The organism is Streptomyces sp. TAA040, from assembly GCF_000424845.1.
In genome coordinates this window covers 86,435-111,742 of record NZ_AUKR01000014.1, presented here as the reverse complement: position 1 = coordinate 111,742, position 25,308 = coordinate 86,435, and the positions used below count along the sequence as shown (strand labels likewise).

Annotated in this window: 20 protein-coding genes and 1 pseudogene; 9 read left to right on the top strand and 12 right to left on the bottom strand. The window is 75.7% G+C overall.

Translation table 11 applies throughout. The annotated features are described in order from the left end of the window. Positions 1-65 precede the first annotated feature (65 nt). Positions 66-275 (bottom strand): hypothetical protein, encoded by a 210-nt coding sequence (locus H300_RS0114415; RefSeq protein WP_028427997.1) that lies wholly within the window; start codon positions 273-275, stop codon positions 66-68. A gap of 564 nt (positions 276-839) precedes the next feature. Between H300_RS0114415 and H300_RS26905 the strand changes: the two genes are divergently transcribed. After that, the gene (locus H300_RS26905) at positions 840-2,855 is read left to right on the top strand and encodes a HelD family protein (RefSeq protein ID WP_486583832.1); all 2,016 of its coding nucleotides are present in this window, start codon (positions 840-842) and stop codon (positions 2,853-2,855) included. A 95-nt stretch (positions 2,856-2,950) separates the two neighbouring features. Here the strand turns inward: H300_RS26905 and H300_RS0114405 are convergent, their stop codons facing one another. The 3 genes from H300_RS0114405 to H300_RS0114395 all read right to left on the bottom strand — a co-directional run bounded on the left by H300_RS0114405 (position 2,951) and on the right by H300_RS0114395 (position 7,890). Then, positions 2,951-4,597, bottom strand: a complete 1,647-nt coding sequence (locus H300_RS0114405; RefSeq protein ID WP_028427996.1) for a DNA repair helicase XPB — start codon at positions 4,595-4,597, stop codon at positions 2,951-2,953. Between the two features lie 201 nt (positions 4,598-4,798). After that, positions 4,799-5,050, bottom strand: a complete 252-nt coding sequence (locus H300_RS0114400; RefSeq protein ID WP_028427995.1) for a hypothetical protein — start codon at positions 5,048-5,050, stop codon at positions 4,799-4,801. A 173-nt stretch (positions 5,051-5,223) separates the two neighbouring features. Beyond that, positions 5,224-7,890: a helicase C-terminal domain-containing protein gene (locus H300_RS0114395; RefSeq protein WP_028427994.1), complete on the bottom strand. Its 2,667-nt coding sequence runs from the start codon at positions 7,888-7,890 to the stop codon at positions 5,224-5,226. A 40-nt stretch (positions 7,891-7,930) separates the two neighbouring features. On the opposite strand from H300_RS0114395, the gene H300_RS0114390 reads away from it, so the two are divergent. Continuing rightward, positions 7,931-9,001, top strand: coding sequence for a hypothetical protein (locus H300_RS0114390; protein ID WP_028427993.1), 1,071 nt, complete (start codon positions 7,931-7,933; stop codon positions 8,999-9,001). 44 nt (positions 9,002-9,045) lie between these two features. After that, on the top strand, positions 9,046-9,771 hold the full coding sequence (locus H300_RS26900) for a haloacid dehalogenase-like hydrolase (protein WP_051270049.1): 726 nt from the start codon (positions 9,046-9,048) through the stop codon (positions 9,769-9,771). On the opposite strand, the gene H300_RS32420 is transcribed toward H300_RS26900, so the two are convergent. After that, positions 9,657-10,058: a hypothetical protein gene (locus H300_RS32420; RefSeq protein WP_028427992.1), complete on the bottom strand. Its 402-nt coding sequence runs from the start codon at positions 10,056-10,058 to the stop codon at positions 9,657-9,659. The two genes, H300_RS26900 and H300_RS32420, sit on opposite strands and share 115 nt — an antisense overlap. A gap of 181 nt (positions 10,059-10,239) precedes the next feature. On the opposite strand from H300_RS32420, the gene H300_RS0114370 reads away from it, so the two are divergent. After that, positions 10,240-10,623: a cold-shock protein gene (locus H300_RS0114370; RefSeq protein WP_028427991.1), complete on the top strand. Its 384-nt coding sequence runs from the start codon at positions 10,240-10,242 to the stop codon at positions 10,621-10,623. Between the two features lie 93 nt (positions 10,624-10,716). Here the strand turns inward: H300_RS0114370 and H300_RS0114365 are convergent, their stop codons facing one another. From H300_RS0114365 to H300_RS0114350, 4 genes are read right to left on the bottom strand one after another with little or no spacing between them, the layout of a single operon-like run. Next, positions 10,717-11,583 carry a 1,4-dihydroxy-6-naphtoate synthase gene (locus H300_RS0114365; RefSeq protein WP_028427990.1) on the bottom strand — a complete coding sequence of 289 codons (867 nt, stop codon included), beginning with the start codon at positions 11,581-11,583 and terminating at the stop codon, positions 10,717-10,719. Then, positions 11,573-12,316 (bottom strand): futalosine hydrolase, encoded by a 744-nt coding sequence (gene mqnB, locus H300_RS0114360; protein WP_028427989.1) that lies wholly within the window; start codon positions 12,314-12,316, stop codon positions 11,573-11,575. The genes H300_RS0114365 and mqnB overlap by 11 nt, the downstream gene beginning before the upstream one ends. 8 nt (positions 12,317-12,324) lie before the next feature. Next, positions 12,325-12,822 carry a hypothetical protein gene (locus tag H300_RS0114355; protein WP_028427988.1) on the bottom strand — a complete coding sequence of 166 codons (498 nt, stop codon included), beginning with the start codon at positions 12,820-12,822 and terminating at the stop codon, positions 12,325-12,327. Positions 12,823-12,848: 26 nt separating this feature from the next. After that, a complete protein-coding gene (locus tag H300_RS0114350; protein WP_028427987.1) occupies positions 12,849-14,249 on the bottom strand; it encodes an MFS transporter in 1,401 nt (466 codons plus the stop codon). Between the two features lie 361 nt (positions 14,250-14,610). Here H300_RS0114350 and H300_RS26895 point away from each other — a divergent pair. The 3 genes and pseudogenes from H300_RS26895 to serC form a co-directional block, all read left to right on the top strand. Beyond that, positions 14,611-15,438, top strand: a pseudogene (locus H300_RS26895) (DUF3027 domain-containing protein); the annotation flags it as partial. A 279-nt stretch (positions 15,439-15,717) separates the two neighbouring features. Beyond that, a complete protein-coding gene (locus H300_RS0114340) occupies positions 15,718-19,119 on the top strand; it encodes a hypothetical protein (RefSeq protein ID WP_028427986.1) in 3,402 nt (1,133 codons plus the stop codon). A 138-nt stretch (positions 19,120-19,257) separates the two neighbouring features. After that, positions 19,258-20,376 carry a phosphoserine transaminase gene (gene serC / locus H300_RS0114335; RefSeq protein WP_028427985.1) on the top strand — a complete coding sequence of 373 codons (1,119 nt, stop codon included), beginning with the start codon at positions 19,258-19,260 and terminating at the stop codon, positions 20,374-20,376. A gap of 144 nt (positions 20,377-20,520) precedes the next feature. On the opposite strand, the gene H300_RS0114330 is transcribed toward serC, so the two are convergent. Further along, complete coding sequence (locus H300_RS0114330; RefSeq protein WP_028427984.1) at positions 20,521-21,699, bottom strand: Cmx/CmrA family chloramphenicol efflux MFS transporter; 1,179 nt, start codon at positions 21,697-21,699, stop codon at positions 20,521-20,523. Positions 21,700-22,225: 526 nt separating this feature from the next. Between H300_RS0114330 and H300_RS0114325 the strand changes: the two genes are divergently transcribed. Continuing rightward, positions 22,226-22,618 carry a PPOX class F420-dependent oxidoreductase gene (locus tag H300_RS0114325; protein ID WP_028427983.1) on the top strand — a complete coding sequence of 131 codons (393 nt, stop codon included), beginning with the start codon at positions 22,226-22,228 and terminating at the stop codon, positions 22,616-22,618. A gap of 18 nt (positions 22,619-22,636) precedes the next feature. On the opposite strand, the gene H300_RS0114320 is transcribed toward H300_RS0114325, so the two are convergent. Together H300_RS0114320 and H300_RS0114315 are read right to left on the bottom strand one after the other, a co-directional pair. After that, positions 22,637-23,644, bottom strand: coding sequence for a membrane protein (locus H300_RS0114320; protein WP_037980357.1), 1,008 nt, complete (start codon positions 23,642-23,644; stop codon positions 22,637-22,639). Between the two features lie 207 nt (positions 23,645-23,851). After that, the gene (locus H300_RS0114315) at positions 23,852-24,223 is read right to left on the bottom strand and encodes a hypothetical protein (protein WP_028427981.1); all 372 of its coding nucleotides are present in this window, start codon (positions 24,221-24,223) and stop codon (positions 23,852-23,854) included. A gap of 286 nt (positions 24,224-24,509) precedes the next feature. On the opposite strand from H300_RS0114315, the gene H300_RS26890 reads away from it, so the two are divergent. Beyond that, the gene (locus H300_RS26890; protein ID WP_078516007.1) at positions 24,510-25,301 is read left to right on the top strand and encodes a GDSL-type esterase/lipase family protein; all 792 of its coding nucleotides are present in this window, start codon (positions 24,510-24,512) and stop codon (positions 25,299-25,301) included. Positions 25,302-25,308: the final 7 nt, after the last annotated feature.

Genomic DNA, 25,308 nt, shown 5'->3' with positions numbered 1-25,308 from the left:
CCGGGACGCGGAGTCCGGGACGCGGAGTCCGGGACGCCGGTGCGGAACCGGCGAGGGGGTGCGGTTCAGCACCGGCGGCCCCGGATGCCGGCGGCCTCCCGCGTCTGCTCGTCGGTACGGCCCAGGACGGCGACGCCGAACGCGGTGCGGGCGAAGACCCGGACGGCACGCAGGGTGCTGCCCAGCCGGTGTCGGGGGTGGGAGTCGGCGGTGCCGACCGCGGTCGCGCCGTGGCTCCGACCGCTCATTGCGGGGGTGAACGATGCGCTGGTCATGCCTCCAGGTTCGCTCTTCGGGCGGCGTCGCACATCGGTCCGACGACCGATCCCTGCCGGCCGCCGTGTCACCCCTCGGGTGCCGCTACCCCTACGGGTCGGTCCGGTGCTTCCCGGGGCCCGGTGCCGCTCGGGCCCCGGCGGCGGCGGGTCCGGGACCGCCGGCGCCTCCCGGCGGTGTGCGGGAAAAGGGTTCGCCCCCGTGCGCCCGCGCCGGTAACATCGCGCGTCTGCCTCCTGCCGGTCCCGACGGACCCCGGGAGGACTCCGACCGGACGGGAATCGGTCGGCCCCCTCGCGAACCCGTACTCCGGAGGCCGAACCGTGTCCGCCCCTGCCCGCTCCGACGACCGCCGCCTTGCGGTGCGCAGCGCCGAACCGCACTCCGGCGGTCGTCCCGCACCGCCCGGACCCCCGGGACCGCCCGGCTCCGCAGGACCGGCCGGGGGACCCGCGCCCTCCGCAGCGGCCGCGTCCCCCGCCCCGTCCGGGCCCGCGGAATCCGATGATCCGCTGGAGCGGGAGCGGGCGCACCTCGCTGCCTCCCGGACCGCGCTGCGGGCCATGCGCGCCGACGCGGAGGCCCTCGACATCCGCGACGTCACCGCGAACTGGGTCAACGCCGAGGTGCTCCGCGCCGGGCTGGAGGACCGGATCACCTCGCTGGCGGACCTCGCGCACACCCCGCTCTTCTTCGGCCGCCTCGACCACGCCCCCGACCCGGCGGCCCCCGGAGGGAACGGCGGAGACGGAGGGGACGACGGGGAACCCGGCGACGACGAGCGCGCCGGCCGCTTCTACATCGGCCGCCGACACGTGCACGACGCGGACGGCGACCCGATGGTGATCGACTGGCGCGCTCCGGTCTCGCAGCCGTTCTACCGGGCGTCCCGCCGCGATCCGCAGGGCGTGGCCCTGCGCCGCCGCTTCGGCTACACCGGCGGCGACCTCACCGCCTACGAGGACGAGCGGCTCACCGACCAGGTCGAGGCCGAGCGCACCAGCGCCCTGCTCCAGCGCGAGATCGAACGGCCGCGTGTCGGACCGATGCGGGACATCGTCGCCACCATCCAGCCGGAGCAGGACGAGATCGTCCGCGCCGGGGTGGAGGGAACCGTCTGCGTGCAGGGGGCGCCGGGCACCGGCAAGACGGCCGTCGGGCTGCACCGCGTCGCGTACCTGCTCTACGCGCACCGGGAGCGTCTCGCCCGCACCGGCACCCTGGTGATCGGTCCCAACCGGTCCTTCCTGCACTACATCGAACAGGTGCTGCCCGCTCTCGGCGAGATGCGGGTGGCGCAGTCCACCGTGGACGAACTGGTGGGCCACGTCGAGGTGCGCGGTACCGACGGCCCGCACGCGGCGCGGCTCAAGGGCGACGCACGGATGGCGGAGGTGCTGTGCCGGGCCGTCCGGTCCGGGGTGACCGCGCCCACCGAGGCGTGCGTGGTCGTCCGCGGCTCACGGCGCTGGCGGGTCCCGGCGCACGAGACCGCGGAGATGATCGAGGAGCTGCTGGCCCGCCGCATCCGCTACGGCGCCGCGCGGGAGGCGCTGCCGCGGCGGATCGCGCACGCGGTCCTGGTGCGGATGGAGCAGGCCGGCGAGGCACCGGACGACCGGGTGCAGGACGCGGTGGCCCGCAACCCGGCCGTGAAGGCCGCGGTCAAGGCGGCCTGGCCCGCCGTGGACCCGGCGAAGCTGGTGCTCCGGCTGCTCGGCGACGCCGCGTTCCTCGCCGAGCACGCCGACGGCCTGTTCACCGACGAGGAGCAGCAAGCCCTGCGGTGGCCGAAACCGGTACGCGGTGTCCGGTCCGCCCGCTGGTCCCCGGCCGACGCCGTCCTGATCGACGAGGCCCGGGACCTGGTCGCGCGCACGCCCTCGCTCGGGCACGTGGTGCTCGACGAGGCGCAGGACCTCTCGCCGATGCAGTACCGGGCGGTCGGCCGCCGGTGCAGCACCGGTTCCGCGACCGTCCTCGGCGACCTGGCCCAGGGCACCACGCCCTGGGCCACCGGGAGCTGGGAGGAGGCACTGCACCACCTGGGCAAGTCCGAGGCCGTGCTGGAGGAGCTGACCCGCGGCTTCCGCGTCCCCCGCCAGGTGATCGCCTACGCCTCCCGGCTGCTGCCGGCAATCGCCCCCGGCCTGGCCGCGGCCACCTCGGTACGCGAGTCGGCGGGCGACTTCGCCGTGCGCCGGGCGGCCGCCCGGGGGCTGGACGACGCCGTGGTGGACGGCTGCCGGCAGGCTCTGGAGCGGGAGGGCTCCATCGGTCTGATCGCCGCCGACATCCGTGTGCCGGTCCTCTCCGCCGCCCTCACCGCCGCCGGGATCGCCCACCTGGCACCCGGGGAGGAGACGAGCGCCGACGCCCGGCTGACCCTCGTCCCGGCGACGCTCGCCAAGGGACTGGAGTACGACCACGTGGTGCTCGACGAACCGGCGGCGGTGGTCGCCGGGGAGCCCGACCGGCGCACCGGCCTGCGCCGGCTGTACGTCGCGCTGACCCGGGCCGTCTCCGGGCTCACCGTCCTGCACGCCGCCGACCTGCCCCCGGAGCTCGCCGCCGACTGACGGCGGCACTCGCGCAGACGGTCAGCGGCGGTCCGGGTCAGCGCGCCGGTGCGGGCGGCTTGCGCGGGCGGTGGCGGCGGTGCGGGTGGCGGCGATCAGGACCCGTCGTCCGCGAGCAGTTCGTCGGCGTCCACGATCCGGTAGGCGTAGCCCTGCTCGGCCAGGAAGCGCTGCCGGTGGGCGGCGAAGTCCTGGTCCACGGTGTCGCGGGCGACCACCGAGTAGAAGCGTGCCTCGTGCCCGTCGGCCTTGGGGCGGAGCACCCGGCCGAGCCGCTGCGCTTCCTCCTGCCGGGAGCCGAAGGTGCCCGAGACCTGGATGGCGACGGTCGCCTCCGGAAGGTCGATGGAGAAGTTGGCCACCTTGGACACCACGAGGACCGACAACTCGCCGGCCCGGAACGCCTCGAAGAGCTTCTCGCGCTTGGCGTTGCCGGTGTCGCCCTTGATGACGGGCGCGTCCAGGTGCTCGCCCAGCTCGTCCAACTGGTCGATGTACTGGCCGATCACGAGCGTCTGGTCGCCCGCGTGCCGCCTGACCAGGGCCTCGGTCACCCGCTGCTTGGAGGCGGTCGTCGCGCAGAAGCGGTACTTCTCCTCGGTCTCCGCCGTCGCGTAGGCCAGCCGCTCGGAGTCGGTCAGGTTGACCCGCACCTCGACGCAGTCGGCCGGGGCGATGTACCCCTGCGCTTCGATCTCCTTCCACGGGGCGTCGAACCGCTTGGGGCCGATCAGCGAGAACACGTCCGACTCGCGTCCGTCCTCGCGGACGAGGGTGGCGGTCAGCCCGAGGCGCCGCCTGGCCTGGAGGTCGGCGGTGAACTTGAACACCGGGGCGGGCAGCAGGTGCACCTCGTCGTAGACGACGAGACCCCAGTCCCGGGAGTCGAACAGCTCCAGGTGCTGGTAGACGCCCTTCCGCCTGGTCGTCAGCACCTGGTACGTGGCGATGGTGACCGGCCGGATCTCCTTGCGGGTCCCGCTGTACTCGCCGATCTCGTCCTCGGTGAGCGAGGTCCGGCGGACCAGCTCGTGCTTCCACTGCCGGGCCGACACGGTGTTGGTGACCAGGATCAGCGTGGTGGCCTTCGCCCGTGCCATCGCGCCCGCGCCGACCAGGGTCTTGCCGGCGCCGCAGGGCAGCACGACCACCCCGGATCCGCCGTGCCAGAAGCCCTCCACCGCCTGCTGCTGGTAGGGGCGCAGTGACCACTCGCGTTCGTCGAGGTCGATCCGGTGCGCCTCGCCGTCCACGTAGCCGGCCAGGTCCTCGGCCGGCCAGCCCAGCTTCAGCAGCACCTGCTTGATCTGTCCCCGCTCCGAGGGGTGGACGGCCACGCTGTCCGCGTCGAGCCGCTCACCGACGAGCGGCCTGATCCGTTTGGAGCGCAGGACCTCCTCCAGCACCGGCCGGTCGGTGCTGGTCAGCACCAGCCCGTGGGTGGGGTGCTTGGAGATGGTCAGCCGGCCGTACCGCGCCATCGTCTCCGCGACGTCCACCAGCAGCGCGTGCGGCACCGGGTAGCGGGAGTACGCCACCAGTGCGTCCACCACCTGCTCCGCGTCGTGGCCCGCCGCCCGCGCGTTCCACAGCCCCAGCGGGGTGACCCGGTAGGTGTGGATGTGCTCGGGGGCGCGCTCCAGCTCGGCGAACGGGGCGATCGCCCGGCGGCAGGCGTCGGCCTCCTCGTGGTCGACCTCCAGCAGCAGGGTCTTGTCGCTCTGCACGATGAGACAGGACACACACACCTCCACACTCTTCGATCGCACCGGATCGGACCGATTGGGACCGCACCGGACCGGCTCTGGGCGTCGCTCTTTGGCCGCCACACGAAACACGCCAGTCTACTGCGCCGCACCGCGGCGGGGACCGGCCCACGGGCGGGCCCCGCTGCCGGGCCCCGCCGCCGGGATAGGCCGGGGGAGCGGACGGCCGGGAACGGATCAGAACGAGGAGTGGTTGATCTGCTCCCGGAGCAGCCGGATCGGCTCGCCGGTGGTGTTGTCGAACCTGCGCCGCACCAGGATGCTGGAGCCCAGCTCCCGCAGCGCGATCTCGGCGACGTCGGCGTTCCACGGGTCCCGGCCGCCCAGAGCGCTGCGGACCAGCGCGATCGCGCCGACGTCCTTCCCACCGACCACCGCGAGGACCTCGTGCCGCGCGTCCCCGGGCGTGCGCAGCGCGGCCACGGCCACGGCCGCCAGGGTGACGACCGCGTGTCCGCCCTCCTTCAGACGGACGCGGGTCTCCGCCGGCCCGCTCGGGCGTTGCGCCGTGCCCGGCTGCCATCGGTGCCTCCTGGAGCGTTCCGGCCGGCGCCCTCGCCGGCCGCGGGCCCGGAAGGCTACCGATGCCACCGGGCGCCCGCTCAGCCCTCGGCGAGCTCGGCGACGCCGGTGATCCGGTGCAGCGGGTAGGTGCGGACCTCGTCGGCGGTGTGGTCGTACGCCGTCACGAAGCCGCCCTCGACGCGCACCGGCGCGATCACCCGCTGGCTGGCCGCGCCGTCGGCGTTGACGTAGCCGATCCACACCGCCTCGCCGGTGAGCACGGCGGACTGCATGGTCGCCAGCGTCTCCGCCGAGGCGGTGCGTGGCAGGCCGCCGTCCGGGGTGTTGCGCGGTGCCTTCGGCCGGTGCGGCGCCACCGCCGCCAGGTCGCCCGCCCGGATCGCCCGGACCGCCCCGGCCAGCAGGGCCCCGTCCGGCCGGGGCGGCCCGTCCGGGACCGGTTCCGGCGGTCGGCGCGGCGGAGTGCGCGGTGCCTCCGGCCGGGCGACCAGCACCGCGCCGTCCGCCGACTCCGCGGCCGGCGCGTACCCCATCTCGCGCAGGGTCGCCAGCAGTTGGTCCGGTGCGGCGGGTGAGGCGAGCACCGTCGGGGCGAGCATCCGCAGCCGCAGTCCGGCCGACCGGCGGTCGGCCCGGATCTCCGTGAGCAGTGCGTCGTCGTCGCAGCGCACGTAGGAGGACGCTGCCCCCACCCGCAACCGGCCGTGCCGCCGTGCCACGTCGTCGATCAGATAGGTCAGGGGCTGCGGCACCGGTGTACGGGAGTGCGTGGCGAGGAAGTCGTGCAGCTCGACCGCTCCGCGCCCGGCGTCCAGCGCCCGGCGCACCGAGTCCGCGGTGAACCGGTAGACCGTCGCGCCGCCCTTGGACTCCACGTCGGCGAGCACGCCGAGCGCGTCCGCGAGCGGCCGGCGCAGCGGCCCGGGCGCCACGGCCGTGAGGTCGGCCTGGAGCAGGACGTGGTCGAGCGGTTCGGGCAGCAACGGGGCCAGCCGCTCGGCGGACCGGCCGACCGCCGCGAGCAGCCCCGCACCGCCCGTGCCGGTGGACGCGCCGACCGTGGCGATAGCGCCCGGTGCGGTGCCGTCCGTGCTCGTCGACGCGCCGTCCGTGCCCGCCGACGGGCCGTCCGCCGGTGCCGGGAGCAGGGCGCGGGCGTAGGAGGCGAGCGCACCGCGGCCCGTGACGCCCAGCGCCTCCGCCTCCACGGCGACCTGTTCGCAGAGCCGGGCGTGCAGTTCGTCGCCCGCGCGGAGCGGGCGCTCCCAGCGCAGCCGCGCCGGGACGGCCCCGGGCTCCGGCACCGCGCCCTGCGGAAGACCGGCCAGCAGCTCCAGCACGCGCAGCCGCAGGCCCGGGGCGGCCGTCCGGTCCAGCCCCGGCCCGAGCGCGGCGAGCGTCCGGCCCTTCGCGTCCCGGGCGCCGACCAGACCCGGTACCCGGGACGTCGGCAGCCAGGCGGCCACCAGCACCGCCCACCGCGCCTCCGGCGCTTCGTCGAGCCACTCGTCGTACACCGGGGTCGGCGCGTACCGCTCGTCGGTCTCCCCGTCGGAGGCCAGCAGGCCGGCGGCGTGCACGAGTTCGATCCAGAACGCGGTGACGGACTCGGGCAGGTCCACGGCCGCGGCGGTCCGGCGCAGGTCCCGCACGCCCAGACCGCCCGCCCGCAGCACCGCGGGGGCGGCCCGTTCCCACTCCTTGAGCAGCTCCTCCACCGTGCCGACGGCGGTGAACGCCTGCCCGGCGGCCGTCGCGTCCACGGCAGCGGCCGGATGCGCGGCCCGCGCCCCGACCTGGGGCGGGACCGGTTCCAGCGCGCGGTGTGCCCGTCCGTCGCGCAGGTGCAGGGCCACCTCGCGGGGCAGCACCACCGTCCGGTGGCGTGCTGCCGCGGGCGAGGCCTCCCGCGCCGCGCCCGGTCGACCCCGGCGCTCGCCGGTGGCCTCTCGCGCGGCGGTGCTCTCGCGCGGGGCGACCGGTTCGCGACGCCCGGCGGGCAGCAGCAGTCCGCGCCCCAGCAGCCAGCGCACCGGGGGCGAGGCGATGTCCCCGGCCGGGCCCGTCCGCTCGGCAGGCCCGCCGTCCGCCGTGGGGTCCACGGCGGCGACGGTGCCGTAGGGCGGGCCCCACACCAGCTTGTCGAGCATCGCGCGCGCCTCGGTGGGCGCCTCGTCGAGCAGCGCCGCCAGCCGCTTGCGGTCGGTGAAGAGTTCGGTGAGCGCGTCCAGCGCGCTCACCGGGTCGTGGGTGGCGGGCAGACCGCAGTGGCCGAGCAGTTCCTGGAGCCGCCCGGGAGAGCTGCCGGCCGTCGCCTCGGCCAGCGAGGGGCCCAGGCCGGTCGGCGAGGCGACGGACGCGGAGGGGGTCAGCAGTTCCCGCGCGACGCGCACCAGACGCAGCCGTCCGTCGCCGCCCCACACCAGCGCCTGGGCGCGCAACACGCCCACGGTGCGCGGCAGTTCCGCCTCCCCACCGGGGAGCAGCCCGGCCAGGTCCGCCAGGTCGCAGGGGTCGGGCGCCACGGCCAGGGCTTGGGCGGTCTGGAGGGCGAACCGGTCCAGCCGTTCCACCGCGCGGACCACGGAGGCCCGGGTCCCCGCACGGGTGGCGAGCTGGGTGAGGTCGCCGGGAACGGGGGAGAGAAGGTCCGGGCGCAGGCGCAGCAGCTCGGCGAGTGCCTGGTCGGGCCGTGAGCGAAGCTCGTCGGCGAGCGTCCGCGGGGAGCCGGTCTCGCTGGTCATCCCTCCCACGGTACCGGGCGGCGCACGGTACGGTCGTGGCGTGGGGATCGAGAGCGAGCAGTTGGTGTTCGACTACCTGAGCCGAGTCGGGGATCTGGCGCACCGCACGTCGATGACGGCGGCCGAGCGCGCCCGGCTGGTCGGGGCGCTGCGCACGGGCATCGACCGGCAGCGCGCGGCGGAGGGCCCCGCCGCCCAGACGGCCGCCGGGGTGAAGAAGATCCTCAAGCGGATCGGGGACCCGGAGGCGGTCGTGGCGTCCGCGGCCGTCGGCGACCACCCCTCCGTACCGGACTCCCGGGAGCCGTCCGACGGCCCCGCCCGGCCGCGCGCCGCCCCTGAGGGCGCCGCCCCGCCCCCGCACCTGGCCGGTCTCGGCGACCTCACGCCCGCCGAGACCGATCCGAACTGGTGGCAGGGGGACACCAGTCCTTTCCCCCGGAGCACCGTCGGCGGTGAGGTCGGCGGCTTCACCGGTGGGATCGAGCTGCCCGAGATGCTCAAACCGCCCCCGGGTGGCAGCCCCATCCCCAGCCAGCCCGGTCCCGGACGCGGGGCCCCCGGCGTCCCCGGGCGCGAGTCGCCCGGCGCCTCTCCGGTGCCAGGGGTTCCGGAAGGCCCAGGGGGCAGGGGGAGGGGCGAACCGGCCGGGGCCGAGCAGACGGCCGTGCAGCCGGCCAAGCCCGCTCCGCGAGGTGCCGCCGCGGCCCGCGCCCGGCTGGCCGGCCGGTTCCGTCCCGGAGGCGGTGGCCGGGCAGCGGGCGCCGCACGGGTCGGCGGACTCGTGGAACTCGTCTCGGCGCTCGTCCTGATCGCCGGCGCGGCTCTGGGCTCGCTGCCGGCGCTCGGTCTGGGCTGGGTGCTCGCCTGGTGGTCGCCGCGGCTCAGCCGGACCGAGGCGCAGTGGGCGCTGCTGGGGATGCCCGGCCTCGTCGCCGGCGGCGGCCTGGTCTGGCTCTGGGGACGGCTCGATGACCGCTGGGGGGACCCGGTCCCGGAGGGCGCGGTCGGTGACGTCCTGGTGGACGCCTACCCCTGGGTACTCCGCGGGGCGGCAGTGGCCAGTGCGCTCTTCCTGGTCTGGCGGGCCCGCCGCCGGCTCCCGAAGTGAGGCGGCGGGAGGACGGGCAGCCGTCCGCCCGGCACAATGGGCGCATGGCTTCGCTCCCGGTGACGGTCGGATTCGACCTCGACATGACGCTGATCGACTCCCGGCCCGGTATCCGGGCGGTTTACGAGGTCCTGGCCGCCGAGACGGGGACCTTCATCGACACCGCACTGGTGGTCTCCCGGCTCGGCCCGCCGCTGGAGGAGGAGCTGGCCCACTGGTTCCCCGCCGAACGGATCCGCCCCGCCGCCGACCGGTACCGGGAGATCTACGTCCGGCACGCCATCGCGCCGACGCTCGCCCTGCCCGGCGCCCGGGAGGCGCTCGACGCAGTGCGCCGGAGCGGCGGCCGCTCACTGGTCGTGACGGCCAAGCACCAGCCCAACGCGGAGCAGCACCTGGCCCACCTGGGTCTGGAACCGGACGCGGTGGTCGGCGGCCTGTGGGCGGAGGACAAGGCCGTGGCGCTGCGCGAGCACGGCGCCACGGTGTACGTCGGCGACCACGTCGGTGACGTGCGCGGTGCCCGTGCGGCGGGCGCCCTCGCACTCGCGGTGGCCACCGGGCCGTGCTCCGCGGACGAACTGCGCGCGGCCGGCGCCGACGTGGTGCTGCCGGACCTGACCGGTTTCCCCGCCTTGCTCACCGGCGACACGCGCTACCGGGTGGCCGCGGGACCTTCCGGAGCGGGGCCGTCCGTCGCGGCGGAGGCCGGGGCCGGGGCGTCCTTCCCGGTGCGGGCGGACGCGGCGGAGAGCGACCGGCCCGCCTGACGGCGCTGCGCGCCGGCCGACTTCAGCAGTCCGGCCGCAGCCAGGGCGAAGCCGAGCCCCATCAGCATGCAGACGAAGTAGGCGACGGCCGGGAACGGCTCGGTGCCAAGGAACAGCGGCGCGAAGGTGATCAGCGTCGCCACCGCTCCGACGGCGAAGACGACGACGCCGCCGCGTACCAGCAGGTCGCCGGTGCGGTCCTCCGGCGTGCCGGGGGCGTCCGGTGCGGATGCGGCGGTCGGTGCGGGCTGCGGGAGGGCGGCCCCGGAGACGGGTGTATTGGTCACCCGTCCAGGGTAAGCCGGTGAGCAAGCGCACGGAGCAACCGTCCGAAGGCGTCTTGCCACCGGACGGGTGGGGATTAATCTTGGTTTCGGCGGGTCCGGGGGCCCGCTGCAGTGCTATGCAGAGCCGGTTTCTGACCACCAGCCCGGCTGCCCGTACGAGTGGACGAGGACGAGGACAGACGTGCCTACCGGCAAGGTCAAGTGGTTCAACAGCGAGAAGGGCTTCGGCTTCCTCGCGCGCGACGACGGCGGGGACGTCTTCGTGCACTCTTCGGTGCTGCCCAGCGAGATCGACGCGCTCAAACCGGGCCAGCGGGTGGAGTTCGGCGTCGTGGCCGGGCAGCGCGGTGACCAGGCGCTCTCGCTGACCCTGCTCGATCCGGCCCCGTCGGTCGCCGCGGGCCAGCGCCGCAAGCCGGACGAACTCGCCTCCATCGTCCAGGACCTCAGCACCCTGCTGGACGGGGTGTCCCAGCAGCTGGAGCGCGGACGCTACCCGGACCGCGAGCACGGCCGCAAGATCGCCGGCATGCTCCGGGCCGTCGCGGACCAGCTCGACGTCTGACCGCCGTCCGGGCCCGGCCGGCCCGAACCGGACGGCGGCCGGGAGTGTGAGCGCCCTGCGGGCGCGGGGGCGTGTGCGGACGAGCCGCAGGGGTCACCAGGGCCGGAACGCGTCCGGTGCCAGGGCGGGGACCAGCCCCTCCTCCTCCGCGCGGCTCAGCAGCCCACGCAGCGCGGCGTAGCCGCTCTCGCCGAGGTCGGCGGTGTACTCGTTGACGTACAGCCCGATGTGCTGCTCGGCGACCGCCGGGTCCATCTCCTGCGCGTGGGCGCGGACGTAGGCCCGGGAGGCCTCCGGGTCCTCCCAGGCACGGTGTACCGAGCTGCGGAGGGACTCCGTCAGCGTGTGCAGCGTCTCCGTGCCCAGCGAGCGCTTCGCGATGATCGCGCCCAGCGGGATCGGCAACCCGGTGGTGCCCTCCCAGTGCTCGCCCATGTCGGCCAGCCGGTGCAGGCCGTAGTCCTGGAAAGTGAAGCGGGCCTCGTGGATGACCAGTCCGGCGTCCACCCGTCCGTCGCGCACCGCCGGCATGATCTCGTCGAACGGCAGCACCACCACCTCTCCGACCCCGCCGGGCACCTCGGCCGCGGCCCAGAGCCGGAACAGCAGGTACGCGGTGGAGCGCTCGCCGGGCACCGCGACGGTCCGGCCCCGCAGGTCGGCCCCCGGCTCGCGGGTGAGCACCAGCGGCCCGCAGCCCCGTCCGAGGGCTCCGCCGCACGGCAGCAGCGCGTACTCGTCCAGCACCCACGGCAGGACCGCGCTGCTCACCTTCAGGATGTCGAACTCGCCCCGCTGGGCCATCCCGTTGGTCACGCCGATATCGGCGAACCGCACGCGCAGCTCCGGAGCGCCGGGGACCTCGCCGTGCGCCCAGGCGTGGAAGACGAAGGTGTCGTTCGGGCACGGCGAGAACGCGATGTCCAGCGGGCCGGTGCGGGGGGATCGCTCAACCACCATGCTCTGTCCAACCCTCGATGACGGGTGTGATCTTTCCGAAAGCCCCGGTCAGCGCGTCCAGCGCCTCGGGGATGCGCCAGGCGGCGCGGTCCCGGGGGCCCACCGGGTTGGAGACGGCGCGCACCTCCAGTACCGGCAGCCCGTACGCCGCCGCGGCTTGCGCGGCGCCGAAGCCCTCCATCGCCTCCGCCGCCGCGCCCGGATGGCGCCGGGCCAGCGCGGCGGCGCGCGCGGCGGAACCGGTGGCGGTGGACACGGTGAGGACGGGCCCGTACGCCGCCCCGGCCGCCGTCGCGACGGCGCGGCCCAAGCGGTCGGGGACGGGGAAGGTGTCAGTGCCGAAGCCCAGCTCGGCCACCGACCGGAAGCCCTCGGGGGTCTCCGCGCCCAGATCGGCGGCCACGACGGACGAGGCCACCACCAGTTCCGGGGAGGCGCCGGGCGTTCCGACGCCGGGCGGGCGGCCCGTGCCGTCCGGACCGGCGGTCGGGCCCTCGGGGCCGGGCGGGGGGAGCGCCGGGCGGACGAAACCGCCGCCGATCCCCGCCGACACCACCAGCTCGTACGGATGGCCCTCCGCCGCGGCGGCGGCCAGCGCACCCGCGGTGCCGGCCGCCGCCGCGGCCGGGCCCACGCCGGCGGCGAGCACCATGCACGCCCCGCCGGCCGCGCGGACACCGCGGGCGACCGCCTCACGCTCCGGGAGCACGGCGGTGACGATCAGGGCGCGCACGAGCCCGCCTACTCGCTCTTCAGCCGGACGTTCCAGATGCCCGTGACGCTCTCGCCGTCGAACTCGGCGACGCTGAGGTCGACCGAGTCGGTCTTCTCGCTCGGGCCGCCCATCGGGTTCTGCTGCGTGAAGAAGGCCTCGCTCGGGAAGGAGCGGTAGGTCGAGTTCAGCGGCTCGCTCATCACCGGGCTGCCGTCGATCATGAGGATCCAGCCGCCCTCCGCGACCTTCGGTTCGATGCCGATGCGCAGTTGAGAGCCCTCCTCGACTGTGAGCGTCTCGGTGGCCTTCTCGCCCGTGCAGGAGCCGACCTTCTTCTCGGAGAGGTCGCCCTCCCCGTAGCAGGCGGCCTCGGTCGAGACCGAGGCCGTGCCGGAGACCACGGTGGCGACCGGGGTCGGCTTCTCGCAGGCGGACAGGGCGGCGAGTCCGAGTGTGGCGGCGCCCGCGGCAACGACGGTGCGGACGGCGCGGCGGCCCCGGCCTCCGGAGAGCATGCTGGTCATGGGGGCAGGCTATCGTTCCGTGCGCGTCAGGCGACGCGGGGGTGCGGCGTGCCGCGGCGCGGGGACGCCAGCAGTCCCCTCACGGTGGCCACCCCGCCGACGGCCAGGATGCCGGCGCCGACGGCCATGCCGAGCGGGCCCAGCAGCGGCAGGCAGATGCCGATCGCGCCGCCGACCACCCAGGACATCTGCATCAGGGTCTCCGACCGGGCGAACGCGGAGGTCCGCACCTCCTCCGGCACGTCGCGCTGGATCATCGCGTCCATCGACAGCTTGGCCAGCGCCTGGCAGATGCCGGCGACGGCGGCGAGGGCGGTCACCGTCACGGTGCTGAACAGCAGGGTGGCGATCAGGGCGGCCGTGAAGGCGATGCCCAGCACCGAGGCCACGATGATCTCCGGACCGCGGGCCCGCAGCCAGGCCCCGATGGCGGTGCCCAGCGCGTTGCCGCCCCCGGCGGCGACGGCCACCGCGCCGAGCGAGAAGAGCGCCGAGGTTCCCTCGAAGGGGTGCTCGCGCAGCAGGAACGCCAGAAAGAACGTCAGGAAACCGGAGAGCGCCCGGATCGAGGAGTTCGCGAGGAGCGCGTTCAGGACCGAGGATCCCACGGAGCGCAGACCGGGCCGCCGGGTGCGCCGCTCGTGCCCTGGGGCGTGCTGGGCGACCCACGGCTCCGGCTCGTCCGGGCCCGCGGCCAGCCTGGCCTTGTGCTCGCCCTTCGCCGAGTCGACGGTGTGCGACAGGCCGAAGGCCACGAAGGTGCCCACGATGAAGAGGACGAAGGCGCCGTACAGCGGCCACTGCGGCCCGAGCTGGTGCAGGCCGCCGGCGACCGGTGCGGCGGCCCCGGTCGCCAGCAGACCGGCCAGCGTCACCCGGGAGTTGGCCCGCACCAGGGAGATGCGTTCCGGCAGCAGCCGCGGCACCACCGCGGACCTGACGATGTTGTAGGCCTTGGAGGAGACGAGCACCCCCAGCGCCGCCGGGTACAGCTCGTGCCCGCCCGTGGCCACCACGCCGGACAGCATCAGCGCGAGCAGTGCGCGGGCCAGCATGGCGCCGGCCATCGCCGCCCGGCGTCCGTGCGGGATGCGGTCCAGCAGCGGCCCGATGATCGGGGCGAGCAGCGCGAACGGTGCCAGGGTCACGGCGAGGTAGAGGGCCACCCGGCCGCGGGCCTCGTCGGTGGGGACAGCGAAGAAGATGGTCGACGCCAGCGCGACGGTGATCATCATGTCGCCGGCCGAGTTGATCGCGTGCAGTTCGATCAGCCGGCCGAGCCCGGTCTCCCCGGCGCCCTGGGCATGCGTCGCCCGGCGGATCCGCCGGGCGAGCGCCGCGGGCGGGCGGTGGACGGCGTGGCCGATGCTCCGGGCGGCGCCGCGCTTCCGCCCGGGTCCCTGTTCCGACAACCGTGTGGCACCCATCGTCGTTCAGTGTGCCCCAGGAAGGGGTCCTTATCCGGCAACCTTCCGGCCCCGCCCGGCATTCGGCGCCGCGGGCCAGGCGCCCGCCCGGCGCCCCGCCCCCGGTGCGCCGGGGCGCCCGCGACGGCGGACGGTCCGGGTCCTGCCCGGATGCGGGTCCGGCTCGCGGTGGGCGGGCCACGACGCCGGAGCGCCCGGGTGGGGTAGCGTGGGAGCGCAGTGCGCCCCCGTACGGTTCTCATCCGTGGATGCGGACGTCGCAGCGGTCCCCCGGTCCGCTCCGTCCCCGTGGCCGGCCGGACCTCCCCGGTGGCGTACCCGCGACACGGCGTAGGAGAAAACGATTCTTGTGAGTGCTGCGATGCGAAGCCGTACCCCTGACCGGCTGTGCGCCGAGGCAGTCGAACTCGCCCGGGAGGCGGCTGTCGAAGCCGCCCCGCCGGGCACGGTCGGCGCACATCTGGACGCGGTCGCCGACGGCGATCGTGTCGTGACCCACTACTTCGAGTGCCGGCAGTTCGGGTACCGCGGCTGGCGCTGGGCGGCCACGGTGGCCAGGGCGTCCCGCGCCAAGCTGGTGACCGTCGACGAGACGGTCCTGCTGCCCGGGCCGGACTCGATGCTGGCACCCGACTGGGTGCCGTGGAACGAGCGCCTGCGGCCCGGCGACCTCGGTCCCGGCGACCTCCTGCCGACCGACGCCGAGGACCTGCGGCTGGAGCCCGGCTTCACCGGCGAGGACGCCCCGCCGCCCAACTCGCCGCTGGCTCCGGAGGATCCGCCCCTGCCCCGCCCGGCGGAACTGGGCGCGGTCGCCGAGGAGATCGGCATGGGGCGTGCCCGGGTGCTCTCCCGGCACGGGCTGCACGTCGCGGCCGACCGCTGGGAGGAGGACTACGGCCCGAAGGCGCTGATGGCCCAGTCCGCCCCCGCATCCTGCCTGAGTTGCGGCTTCCTGGTGCCGCTCGCCGGTTCGCTGCGACAGGCCTTCGGGGTGTGCGCCAACGAGTTCAGCCCGGCCGACGGCCGCGTCGTCTCGTTGTCCTACGGCTGCGGTGGCCACTCCGAGGCCGCCAAGATGCCGAGCCCGCCGAAGGTCGCGGGGCCCGTCATCGACGAGAACCGGGTGGACGACCTCGACTTGCACTCCCGCACCCACGGCGGGGCGGCGACCGTCGCGCCGCCCGAGGCCGCGCCCGCCACCGAGGGCGACGCGGGCCGGGGGCAGGAGGGCGGCACCGGCGGTGCATCGCCCGGCGGCGACGCCGGTGGCGACACCCGCGGGCACGCGGCGCCCGCCCGTCCCGCCCGCTCGCGCCGCCGTAGCGGCAGCCGCCGGTAGCCCCGGCTCCGGGGCACCCGCCGCGCTGGCGCCCCCGCCGCTCCGGTCGTCCGCGGCCCTCGACGCGAGCGCTCGCGACGCGAGTGGCCGCGACGCGAGCGGGCCGGGTGGCGGTACGGTCGCGGCATGGCCGACGACCTCTTCCGCACCGCTGACCTCCGCCGCCGCGTGCTCGACGCATGGACGGCGTCCCCCGCCCGGTTCCGCGAGGACGCCAACGCCGAAGAGGACCTCGCCCTCGGCGGGTACCGGGACCGCCTGGTGGTGGAGCTGGCGCAGAACGCCTCCGACGCCGCCGCCCGGGCCGGCGTCCCCGGCAGGCTGCTGCTGACCGTGCAGGACGGGGTCCTGGTCGCGGCCAACACCGGCGCCCACCTGGACGCCGCCGGGGTGGAGTCGCTGTCCACGCTGCGTGCCTCGGCCAAGCGCGAGGACCCGGACGGCGCCCTCGGAGGCCCGGACGGCTCCCCCGGCGGTCCGGGGGCCGCGACGGGCGGTGGTCCGCCGGAGCGCGGTGCCGCCGGTACCGTCGGCCGGTTCGGTGTCGGCTTCGCCGCCGTCCTCGCCGTCAGCGACGAACCGGCCGTGCTCAGCCGCACGGGCGGCGTCCGCTGGTCCCTCGTGGAGGCACGCGACCTGGCGGCCGCCCGACCCGGTCTCACCGACGAGCTGCGCCGCCGGGACGGCCAGGTGCCGCTGCTGCGGCTGCCGTTCCCCGCGGAGGGCACCGCACCCGACGGCTACGACACCGCCGTCGTCCTGCCGCTGCGGGACGCCGCCGCCAGGGAGCTGGCGCACCGGCTGCTCAGCGGCGTCGACGACGCACTGCTGCTCACCCTGCCGGGCCTGACCGAGATCACCGTGCGCCTCCCCGGGGAGGACGCGCGGGACCGGGTGCTGACCCGCCGTCAGGACGGCCCGTACACGCTGATCGGCGACCGCCGCTGGCGGGTGGTGAGCGAGTCCGGCACCGCCGGCCCCGAACTGCTCGCGGACCGTCCGGTGGAGGAGCGGGCCCGGCCCGGCTGGTCGGTCACCTGGGCGGTGCCGGTGGACGAGCAGGGGGCCCCGATGCCCCCCGGTACGGCCCCGGTGGTGCACGCCCCCACCCCGACCGAGGAGCCGCTGGCACTGCCCGCGCTGCTCATCGCCTCCTTCCCGCTGGAGCCCACCCGCCGCCACGTGGCTCCGGGGCCGCTGACCCGGTTCCTGCTGGAGCGGGCCGCGGACTCCTATGCCGCGCTGCTGCGGGACTGGCGCCCGGTGGGCACCGGGACCATCGGCCTGGTGCCGGGGCCACTCGGCCGGGGCGAGCTGGACGGCGCCCTGCGCGCCCTGCTGCCCGCCCGGCTCCAGCGCGTCCCGTTCCTGCCCCGCGCGCTGCCCGCCGACCCCGGTGCGGCCACCGCGACCGCCGCCGGTCCCGACGGCACGGCGGGCCCGGGCGGGCCGGTGGACCCCGGCGCCTCCGGGCCCGGGGCCCCGGACGAGGCGGACGGGTTCGGGACCGGCGACCGCGACGCGGCCGACCGGGACGACCGCGAGGACGCGGGATTGCGGCCGCGGGACGCGGAGATCGCCGAGGGCGCGGGTGCGGAGACCGTCGGCGTCCTGGCCGAGCTGTTCCCCAGCCTGCTGCCGGCCGGACTGGAGCGGCGCACCGAACTGCGGGTGCTCAACGTGCCCCGGATCCCGCTGGGCGAGATCATCGACCGCCTCGCCGGAGTGGAGCGGGAACCGCACTGGTGGCGGCGGCTCTACGACTCGCTCGCCGGAGTGGACGCGGACCGGCTGACGGGCCTGCCGGTTCCGCTGGCCGACGGCCGCACCACCATCGGCCCCCGCCACGTCCTGCTGCCGCTGCCCGGCGCCGACCGCGCACGAGCCGAGAGGTCCGGCACGGCAGGGCGGCCCGGAGCGGACGGGGCCGGTACGGAGGCCGGCGCCGGGGAGGACGCGGAGAACGCCGTGCGGCTGGCCCGGCTCGGCCTCAAGATCGCCCATGCCGAGGCCGCGCACCCCCTCCTGGAGCGGCTGGGAGCCGTCCCGGCGGCCCCGAGGGCGGTGCTGACCACCGCTCAGGTGCGGGCCGCCGTCGCCGCCTCGATGGACGCCGAGGAGAGCTGGGACGACGGCCTCGACGGTCCGGACGCACTCGACCCGGACGAGCTGGCCGAGACGGTGCTGGCGCTGGTGCGGGACGCCGGCCTCGCCCCCGGCGACGAACCCTGGCTGGGCGCGCTCGCCCTGCCCGACGAGGACGGTGAGCCCACCCCGGCCGGTGAACTCGTCTATCCCGGGAGCCCGTTCGCCGAGGTGATCCGCGAGGGCGAACTGCCCGCCTGCGACCCGTCGCTGGCCGAGCGCTGGGGCGAGCAGCCACTGACCGCCGTCGGCGTCCTGGCCGCCTTCGCCCTGGTCCGCGCCCAGGACGTGGTCCTCGACCCGGACGAACTCGAACCCGCCGAGGGGGACTACGCCGAACCGGACGACGCCGGACTGCTCGACGCGGTGGACGTCTGGTGCGAGGACGCGCTCGACTCGCTCCCGGAGACGCCGGTCCCGCCGGTGGCCACCGAACTGCTCGCCGTCCGCGACCTCGACCTGGTCGACGACGACCGCTGGCCGCAGGCCCTGTCCCTGCTGGCCCGGCCGCCGCTGCGGGACGCCCTCACCGCTCCTGTCCGGGTGCTGCTCCCGGACGGGACGGCCGAGCACGTCCGCCCCTACACCGCGTGGTGGCTGCGCGGGCATCCGGTGCTGGACGGCCGCCGTCCCGCCGGGCTGCGTGCCGCGGGCGGCGACCCGCTGCTGGCCGGGCTCTACGAGGAGGTCGACGCGGCCGGCTTCGACGACCCGCTCTTCCTGCGGGCGCTCGGAGTGCGCACCTCGGCGGCCGCCCTGCTGGACGAACCGGGTGGTGCCGCCGAGCTGCTGACCCGGCTCGCGGACGCCGAGGTGCCCGTCACTCCGGGCCAACTGCACGCGCTGTACGGCCTACTGGCCGAGCTGGACCCGGAGGAGGTCACCCTGCCCGACGACCTGCGGGCGGTACGGGACGGCCGGGTGCGCGTGGTGGACGCCGGGGAGGCGCTGGTCGCGGACGCCCCCGACCTGCTCCCCGCCGCCGGGGGCCGGTCGCTGCTCCCGGTGCGTCCCGACCGGGCAGCCGCCCTGGCCGCGCTGCTCGACGTCGGCCGGCTGAGCGAGGTCGTGGCGGCCCGGCCGCCGGCCGCCGGCGCCCGCCGGGAGGTGCCCGAGCTGGTGCGCCGGGTGCTCGCCGGCCTGGCCGCCCCCGGTCGGGAAGCCCCCGGCAGCTACCTGGAGCACGAGGAACTGGTGATCGAGGGGGTGGAGGTCGCCTGGCGGTTCCTCCCGGAGGGGGAGCTGCACGCGGCCACCCTGGAGGGGGTCGCCGCCGGGCTGTGCTGGGCGGTCGGTGCCTGGCCGCGCCGCTTCGAGGTGGCCGCGCTGCTGGAGGACCCGTCGCGGGCCGACGAGCTGACCGCCGCCCGCTGGTTCGACTGAACCCCCGGCCGCAGCCCGGCCCTGCCCCCCGCCCCCCGGCCCCCTTCCCCCGCCACCCGGCCGGGGCGGGGGGCCGGAGGCGTCTCACGCTCCGGGACATGCCCCCCGGGCCGCCGTCCAGCCGCTACCCTCGCTTGCGTGGCTGAGATCCGGATTCCCGCTGACATCAAGCCCGCCGACGGACGCTTCGGTTCGGGCCCCTCCAAGGTGCGGACGGAGGCACTCGACGCCCTGGCCGCCACCGGTACCGCGCTGCTGGGCACCTCGCACCGGCAGCCCCCGGTCAAGGACCTGGTGGGCCGGGTCCGCGACGGGGTGCGCGACCTGTTCTCCCTGCCCGCGGGGTACGAGGTGATCCTGGGTAACGGCGGCACCACCGCCTTCTGGGACATCGCGACGCACGGCCTGATCGACTCCAGGTCGCAGCACCTGTCGTTCGGCGAGTTCTCCTCCAAGTTCGCCAAGGCGGCCCAGCAGGCACCGTGGCTGGCCGACCCGTCCGTCGTGACCTCCGAGCCCGGCACCCACCCCGAGGCACGGGCCGAGTCCGGCGTGGACGTCTACGCCCTGACCCACAACGAGACCTCCACCGGTGTGGCCATGCCCCTCACCCGGGTGAACGGCGCGGACGAGGGGTCACTCGTCCTGGTGGACGCCACCTCCGGCGCCGGCGGCCTGCCGGTGGACGTCTCGCAGACCGACGTCTACTACTTCGCGCCGCAGAAGTCCTTCGCCGCCGACGGCGGGCTGTGGATCGGAGTCTTCTCCCCGGCCGCGCTGGAGCGGGCCGAGCGGATCGCCGCGAGCGACCGGCACATCCCCGCGTTCTTCGACCTGCCGACGGCCATCGACAACTCGCGCAAGAACCAGACGTACAACACCCCGGCACTGGCCACCCTGTTCCTGCTGGCCGACCAGCTCGACTGGATCAACGGCCAGGGCGGGCTGGACTGGGCGGTCCGCCGCACCGCGACCTCGGCGCGCACCCTGTACGGCTGGGCCGAGGAGTCCAAGCACGCCACCCCGTTCGTCACCGACCCGGCGCAGCGCTCGCAGGTCGTCGGCACCATCGACTTCTCCGAGGACGTGGACGCCGCCGCGGTGGCCAAGGTGCTCCGCGCGAACGGCGTCGTCGACACCGAGCCGTACCGCAAGCTGGGCCGCAACCAGCTGCGGGTGGCGATGTTCCCGGCCGTGGACCCGGCCGACGTCGAGGCGCTGACCGTCTGCATCGACCACGTCATCGACCAGCTCTGACACCCCGCCGGCCCCGGGCCGGCAGCGGGAACGGGCCCGGCGGACCTCCGCCGGGCCCGTTCCCGCGCCCGGGCGGGGCGCGCCCCCTCCGGGGGCGGGAGCCCGGGAGCCGGCCTCGACGTCCGCGCCGGGTCTTCGCAGGCGTCACCCGGCTCTCTCGGCGGTCGCGCGGGCGGCGACCACCGTGCGGAAGGGGAGCGCGACGAGCAGTGCGGCCGCGACGAGCAGGCCGCTTGCCCACAGCGGCCCGAGGTGCCGTGCCTCCGTGCTGAGCGTGGTCGCAGCGAGGGCGGGGCCGGTGGCGGCGCCGATGTTGAGTGCCGCCGTCGCATACGATCCGGCCATGGTGGGGGCTCCCGCGGCCTCGTGCAGGACCCGGGCGATCAGCGTGCCGCCCAGCGCGAAGGACAGCGCGCCCTGCACGAACACGAGGGTGAACAGGGCGAGAGGCTCGTCGGCCAGCACCGCCAGGGCCGGCCAACCGATGAGCAGCAGGGGACCGCCGACCGCGACGACCGGGCCGGGCCGCCGGTCGGACAGTCGGCCGGCCACGGTGAGTCCGGCGAAGGCGCCGGCGCCGAAGAGGGCCAGAACGACGGAGACCCACCACTCGTCCAGTCCGGCGGGGTCGGTCACGACAGGGGCGAGGAAGGTGAAGCTCGCGAAGGTCGCCGCGTTCACCAGCGCGCCGAGCAGCATCACGAGGAGCAACGGGAGCCGCGTGAGCTGAGCGAGTTCCGCTCGCAGGTCCGGTCCGCCGGCCGTCTCCTCCTGCCCGCCTGCCGCGGGCGTCCCCCGCAGGACGCCGAGGGCCGCGGGCAGGCAGAGTACGGCGACGGCCCAGAAAGCGGCGCGCCAACCGAGCAGCGCGCCGAGCACCGACCCGCCGGGGACACCGGCGAGTGTGGCCACGGTGACGCCTGACAGCAGGACGGCCAGCGCGCGCCCCTTGTTCTCGGGCGGGACGAGCGCGGCGGCTGCGGTCAGCGCGACCGCGAGGAACCCCGCGTTCGCGAGCGCGGCGAGGATTCGGGTGGCGAACAGGACCGAAAAGCTCGTGGTGAGGGCTCCCACGGCGTGGGCTGCCGCGAAAACGAGGACGAACCCGAGAAGGCTCGAGCGCACGGGCCACGAGCGGGCGAGTGCGGCCACGAGGGGGGCACCGACGACCATGCCGATCGCGAAGGCCGAGGTGAGCGTGCCTGCCGTCCCGACGGTGACGTCGAGATCCGAGGCGATGTCCGGCAGAAGGCCGGCGAGCATGAACTCCGAGGTGCCCATGGCGCATACGGCCAGGGCAAGCAGGTACAGGGGAAGAGGCATCGAGTCGCTCCGAGGTGAGGTACGAGAAGGTCATCTCGTCACCGCGGCCGCCCCTGGCGCACATGCGTCCCACCACGGAATGTGGCGCGACGACAGGGCTGAGAACTCAGTGGTTCAGGGGGCTGACGGCGTGACCGAAAGCCCCCACCGTGTCCGACTCAGGACTCGACATGGCCCGTACGCTACCCGACCCCGCACCGACGGGACACCGCGTTCCCACCGGCGTCACCCCGCGTCACGTGCCTGCCATGTCCTCGGCAGGGAGGCGGCCCGTGCCGGACGCAGAAGGGCTCGGGACCAGGCCGCGCGGGTCTTCGACCGCTTCTACCGGGTGGACCGGGCCCGCTCCCGCCCGCCGGGGGGCGGCGCCGCGGCGGCCGGGTCGAGTTCGACACTGCGCCCGGCGCCGGCGCTGTCTTCCGGGCCCTGCTGCCCCCGCACCCCTGACGCCCGGGCGGGCGTCGGGGGCCTCCGCCGGGTCCGTGCCGCGGTTTTCGGTCCCGGCGGCCCCGGGTACACGTGGCCCATGACCACTCCGACGACAGGTCTCGCGCTCTTCGCCCGGGAGCGGCACGTCCGGCTGACCACCTACCGCCGGGACGGCGCCCCGGTGGGGCATGCCGCCAGCATCGCGGTGGAGGAGGACCACGCCTTCGTCCGCACCCACAGCAGGGCCGAGAAGACCGAGCGTCTCAGCCGCTACCCGGAGGTGGAGATCGTGCCGGCCACCGCGGGCGGCACGCCGAAGGGGGCGCCGATGAAGGCCAGGGCGCGGCGGCTGGAGGGCGCGGAGGCGCGGCACGCGGCCCGTCGCCTGGTCCGGAAGCACCCGCTCAAGCACGGCGTCGCCGTCCCGCTCGGCTACGCACTCCGGCTGGACCGCCCGGTGCACTACGAACTGCGCCTGATCGGCGAGTAGGCCCCGCCCCGCACGGGGTCAGTCGCCGCGGCGGAAGAGCTTCCGCACACCCCACCACGCGCCGAGCACGGCCGCCACGACCAGGGCCCCCAGGGCGGTGGTGCTCGGACGGTCGCCCTCGCCGCCGTCGGCACCGCTCGCCCCGCCGTTCTTCCCGGCCTCCGCCTCCGCCTCGGCCACGTCCGCCGGGAGCTGGTCCTCGGGCAGCTCCTCCGGGCGGACCTCGCTCCGCTCGCCCTCGGTGCCGAACATCAGGGTGCGGCCGTCGGGCGTGAAGGTCACGGACTCGCCCTGCTGCTGGATCGGGACGTTCAGCCGTCCGATGCGCTCCGGTTTCCCGTCCTGCCAGTCGTACATGATCCCGCCGAAGTAGCCGCGCACCGCGAGGCGGCTGCCGTCCGGGGAGAACGCCGCGTCGGTGGCCCACAGGTCGATCTCGGCGATCCGCGCGAAGGTGTTCACGCCCTCGGCGGAGAGCTCCTCGGGACCGCGGTAGAGGCCGTCGCCGTCCTCGTGCTTGCCGATGATGTACACCCGGCCCGTCACCGGGTGGACGGCGAGGGACTCCGCGTCCCGCGCGCCGTCCTCGTACCGCACGGTGTAGCGGGTCGCCCGGACGCTCCGGTCGGTGAGTTCCGAGGGCTCGGGGAAGCGGTGGATCCACACCTCCGGCCAGGTGCCGTCCAGGTTGTCGCCGATGTCGGCCACGTAGACGTTGCCGTCGGCGTCCAGGGACACCGCCTCGACGTCGCGGCCCTCCACCCCGGCGAGGGTGACGGTGGCGACGGTCCGGCCGGTGGCGCTGTCCACCGCGTAGACGTTCAGCGGGCTGTAGCCGCTGTCGTTGTGCGTCCAGTAGACGCCGTCGTGGCTGCGGCTGGCGGCGAGGCCGCTGGACTCCACGATCCGCGGGTCCTCGATGGTGAACGGCTCGGCCCCGTCCGCCGCGGCGCCGCTCGCGGTGGCCGGGACGGCGACCGAGGCGAGGAGGAGGGCAACGACCGGGAGGCGCAGACGGCTTGGCATGGCCCAAGCCTGCCACCCGCGGGTCGGGCCCCGCCGCCGGGTGCCGGCTCGCCGGCGGGCGCGACCGGGCCGGGGGCGCCACCGCCGTGCGCCGCGGGTGGAACGGGCGGCGGCCCCCGCCGGGGCCCTGGTCAGGGGTCCGGCGGGGGCCGCGTCCACCGGGGCCGGGGCCGCGTCGTCGGGCACGGGCCCCGGCGCGGGGTGTCCTCAGGGCGCCAGCCGGATGGAGTTGACCGGGGTCAGGTTCTGGTCCCGGTAGGCCCACGTCCCCATCTTGCTGCCGCAGTTCGTTCCGTTGGAACCCGTGCAGGTCTGGACGGTGGCTCCGTCGGTCTGGTTGTTGAAGATGCGGTGGGTGCCGTACTCCTCGACGAGGTTGTGGGCTCCGTAGGTGTAGTACGTGTGCTCCGGCACCCCGTTGTTCCACGAGGCGTTCGGGTAGATGCAGACGTACCCGGACGGACACCCCTGGTAGGTGGCCTGGGCACCGGCACCGGCCGCCTGGGCCCCCGCCCCGGTGGCCAGCGCCGCCCCCGCGGCGAACATGAGCGCCGCGGCGCTTCCGATCAGCTTGCGCATGGTCGTTCCCTCCCGTTTCGTTCTCCGGACGTTCCGTACCGTAGTGGCGCCAAACCGGTCGGGGAATGCCAGGTCACCCGTTGTGGTCGAATACGGTTGAACGGTGGCCGAAGCGTCCGTTACACGGGTAAGTACGCGGCAATCCGGACAAGTTGACGCTTGAATCGGTGTGCGGCCCGAGCCGCGCGGCCGCCGGGACGGCCCCGGGGACCACGCGCCGGCTGCCGGTGACGGGGCTCACGTCGCCGCCGGAGCGCGGCTGCGGCAGGATGACCGGGTGCGGATCATGTGCGTGGGCGACTCGACGACGATCGGAAGCGCCGGCGACTACACCTGGCGCTACCGGCTCTGGCAGCATCTCAGCCGGCATCTGGGCGGGCCGTTCCAGTTGGTCGGCCCCCGGACGGCACTGCACGAGGGCTCCCAGGAGTACGGCGACCCGGCGTTCCCGGAACGGGCCCGCGGCCATCTCGCAGGCTGGGGAGAGGGCTGGCTCCACATGGCGCCGCTGGTCGGGGACGCCGTCCGGCAGCACCGGCCCGACACGCTGCTCGTCTCCCTCGGCCTGATCGACCTCGGCTTCTACACCGGCCCGGAGCAGACCGCGGACAACGCCGAGCGGTTCCTCGCCGCCGCCCGGGCCGCCCGTCCCGGGATACGCGCGGTGCTGCTGCCGGTGGTCCCCAACACCAGGGCGGCCACCGACCCCGCCTTCGCGGCCCAGTGCGGCCGCTTCAACGCGCTGCTCGCCGAGACGGCCGCGCGCCTCGCCACCCCGGAGTCCCCGCTGCTGCTGGCCCCGCCGCCGGCCGACCACGACCTCCACCGCGACACCTACGACGGCACCCACCCCTCACCCAGCGGCGAGCACCGCATCGCCGCCGCCTTCGCCGACGCGCTGCACCGCGCCTGGGGCGTCGCCGCTCCCTACGACGCCTCCCCGGAGCGGGCGGAGCAGGGCGGGGAGCGGTGGCCCGGGCGTGAGGAGCGGTCGGAGGGCGGGCCGGAACCGTGGCGGCGGACGGTCGGCCGACCCGGCGGTCCGCGCCGCGGCCGCGCGCAGCGCACCGGGCGCTGACCGTGCG

Coding starts and splice junctions, on each gene's coding strand:
- H300_RS0114325 (WP_028427983.1), top strand. CDS start 22,226: ATGACCACTCCGACGACAGGTCTCGCGCTCTTCGCCCGGGAGCGGCAC.
- H300_RS0114395 (WP_028427994.1), bottom strand. CDS start 7,890: ATGACCAGCGAGACCGGCTCCCCGCGGACGCTCGCCGACGAGCTTCGC.
- H300_RS26890 (WP_078516007.1), top strand. CDS start 24,510: ATGTGCGTGGGCGACTCGACGACGATCGGAAGCGCCGGCGACTACACC.
- H300_RS0114340 (WP_028427986.1), top strand. CDS start 15,718: ATGGCCGACGACCTCTTCCGCACCGCTGACCTCCGCCGCCGCGTGCTC.
- H300_RS0114330 (WP_028427984.1), bottom strand. CDS start 21,699: ATGCCTCTTCCCCTGTACCTGCTTGCCCTGGCCGTATGCGCCATGGGC.
- H300_RS0114350 (WP_028427987.1), bottom strand. CDS start 14,249: ATGGGTGCCACACGGTTGTCGGAACAGGGACCCGGGCGGAAGCGCGGC.
- H300_RS26905 (WP_486583832.1), top strand. CDS start 840: ATGCGCGCCGACGCGGAGGCCCTCGACATCCGCGACGTCACCGCGAAC.
- H300_RS26900 (WP_051270049.1), top strand. CDS start 9,046: ATGGCTTCGCTCCCGGTGACGGTCGGATTCGACCTCGACATGACGCTG.
- H300_RS0114355 (WP_028427988.1), bottom strand. CDS start 12,822: ATGACCAGCATGCTCTCCGGAGGCCGGGGCCGCCGCGCCGTCCGCACC.
- H300_RS0114320 (WP_037980357.1), bottom strand. CDS start 23,644: ATGCCAAGCCGTCTGCGCCTCCCGGTCGTTGCCCTCCTCCTCGCCTCG.
- H300_RS0114415 (WP_028427997.1), bottom strand. CDS start 275: ATGACCAGCGCATCGTTCACCCCCGCAATGAGCGGTCGGAGCCACGGC.
- H300_RS0114315 (WP_028427981.1), bottom strand. CDS start 24,223: ATGCGCAAGCTGATCGGAAGCGCCGCGGCGCTCATGTTCGCCGCGGGG.
- H300_RS0114365 (WP_028427990.1), bottom strand. CDS start 11,583: ATGGTGGTTGAGCGATCCCCCCGCACCGGCCCGCTGGACATCGCGTTC.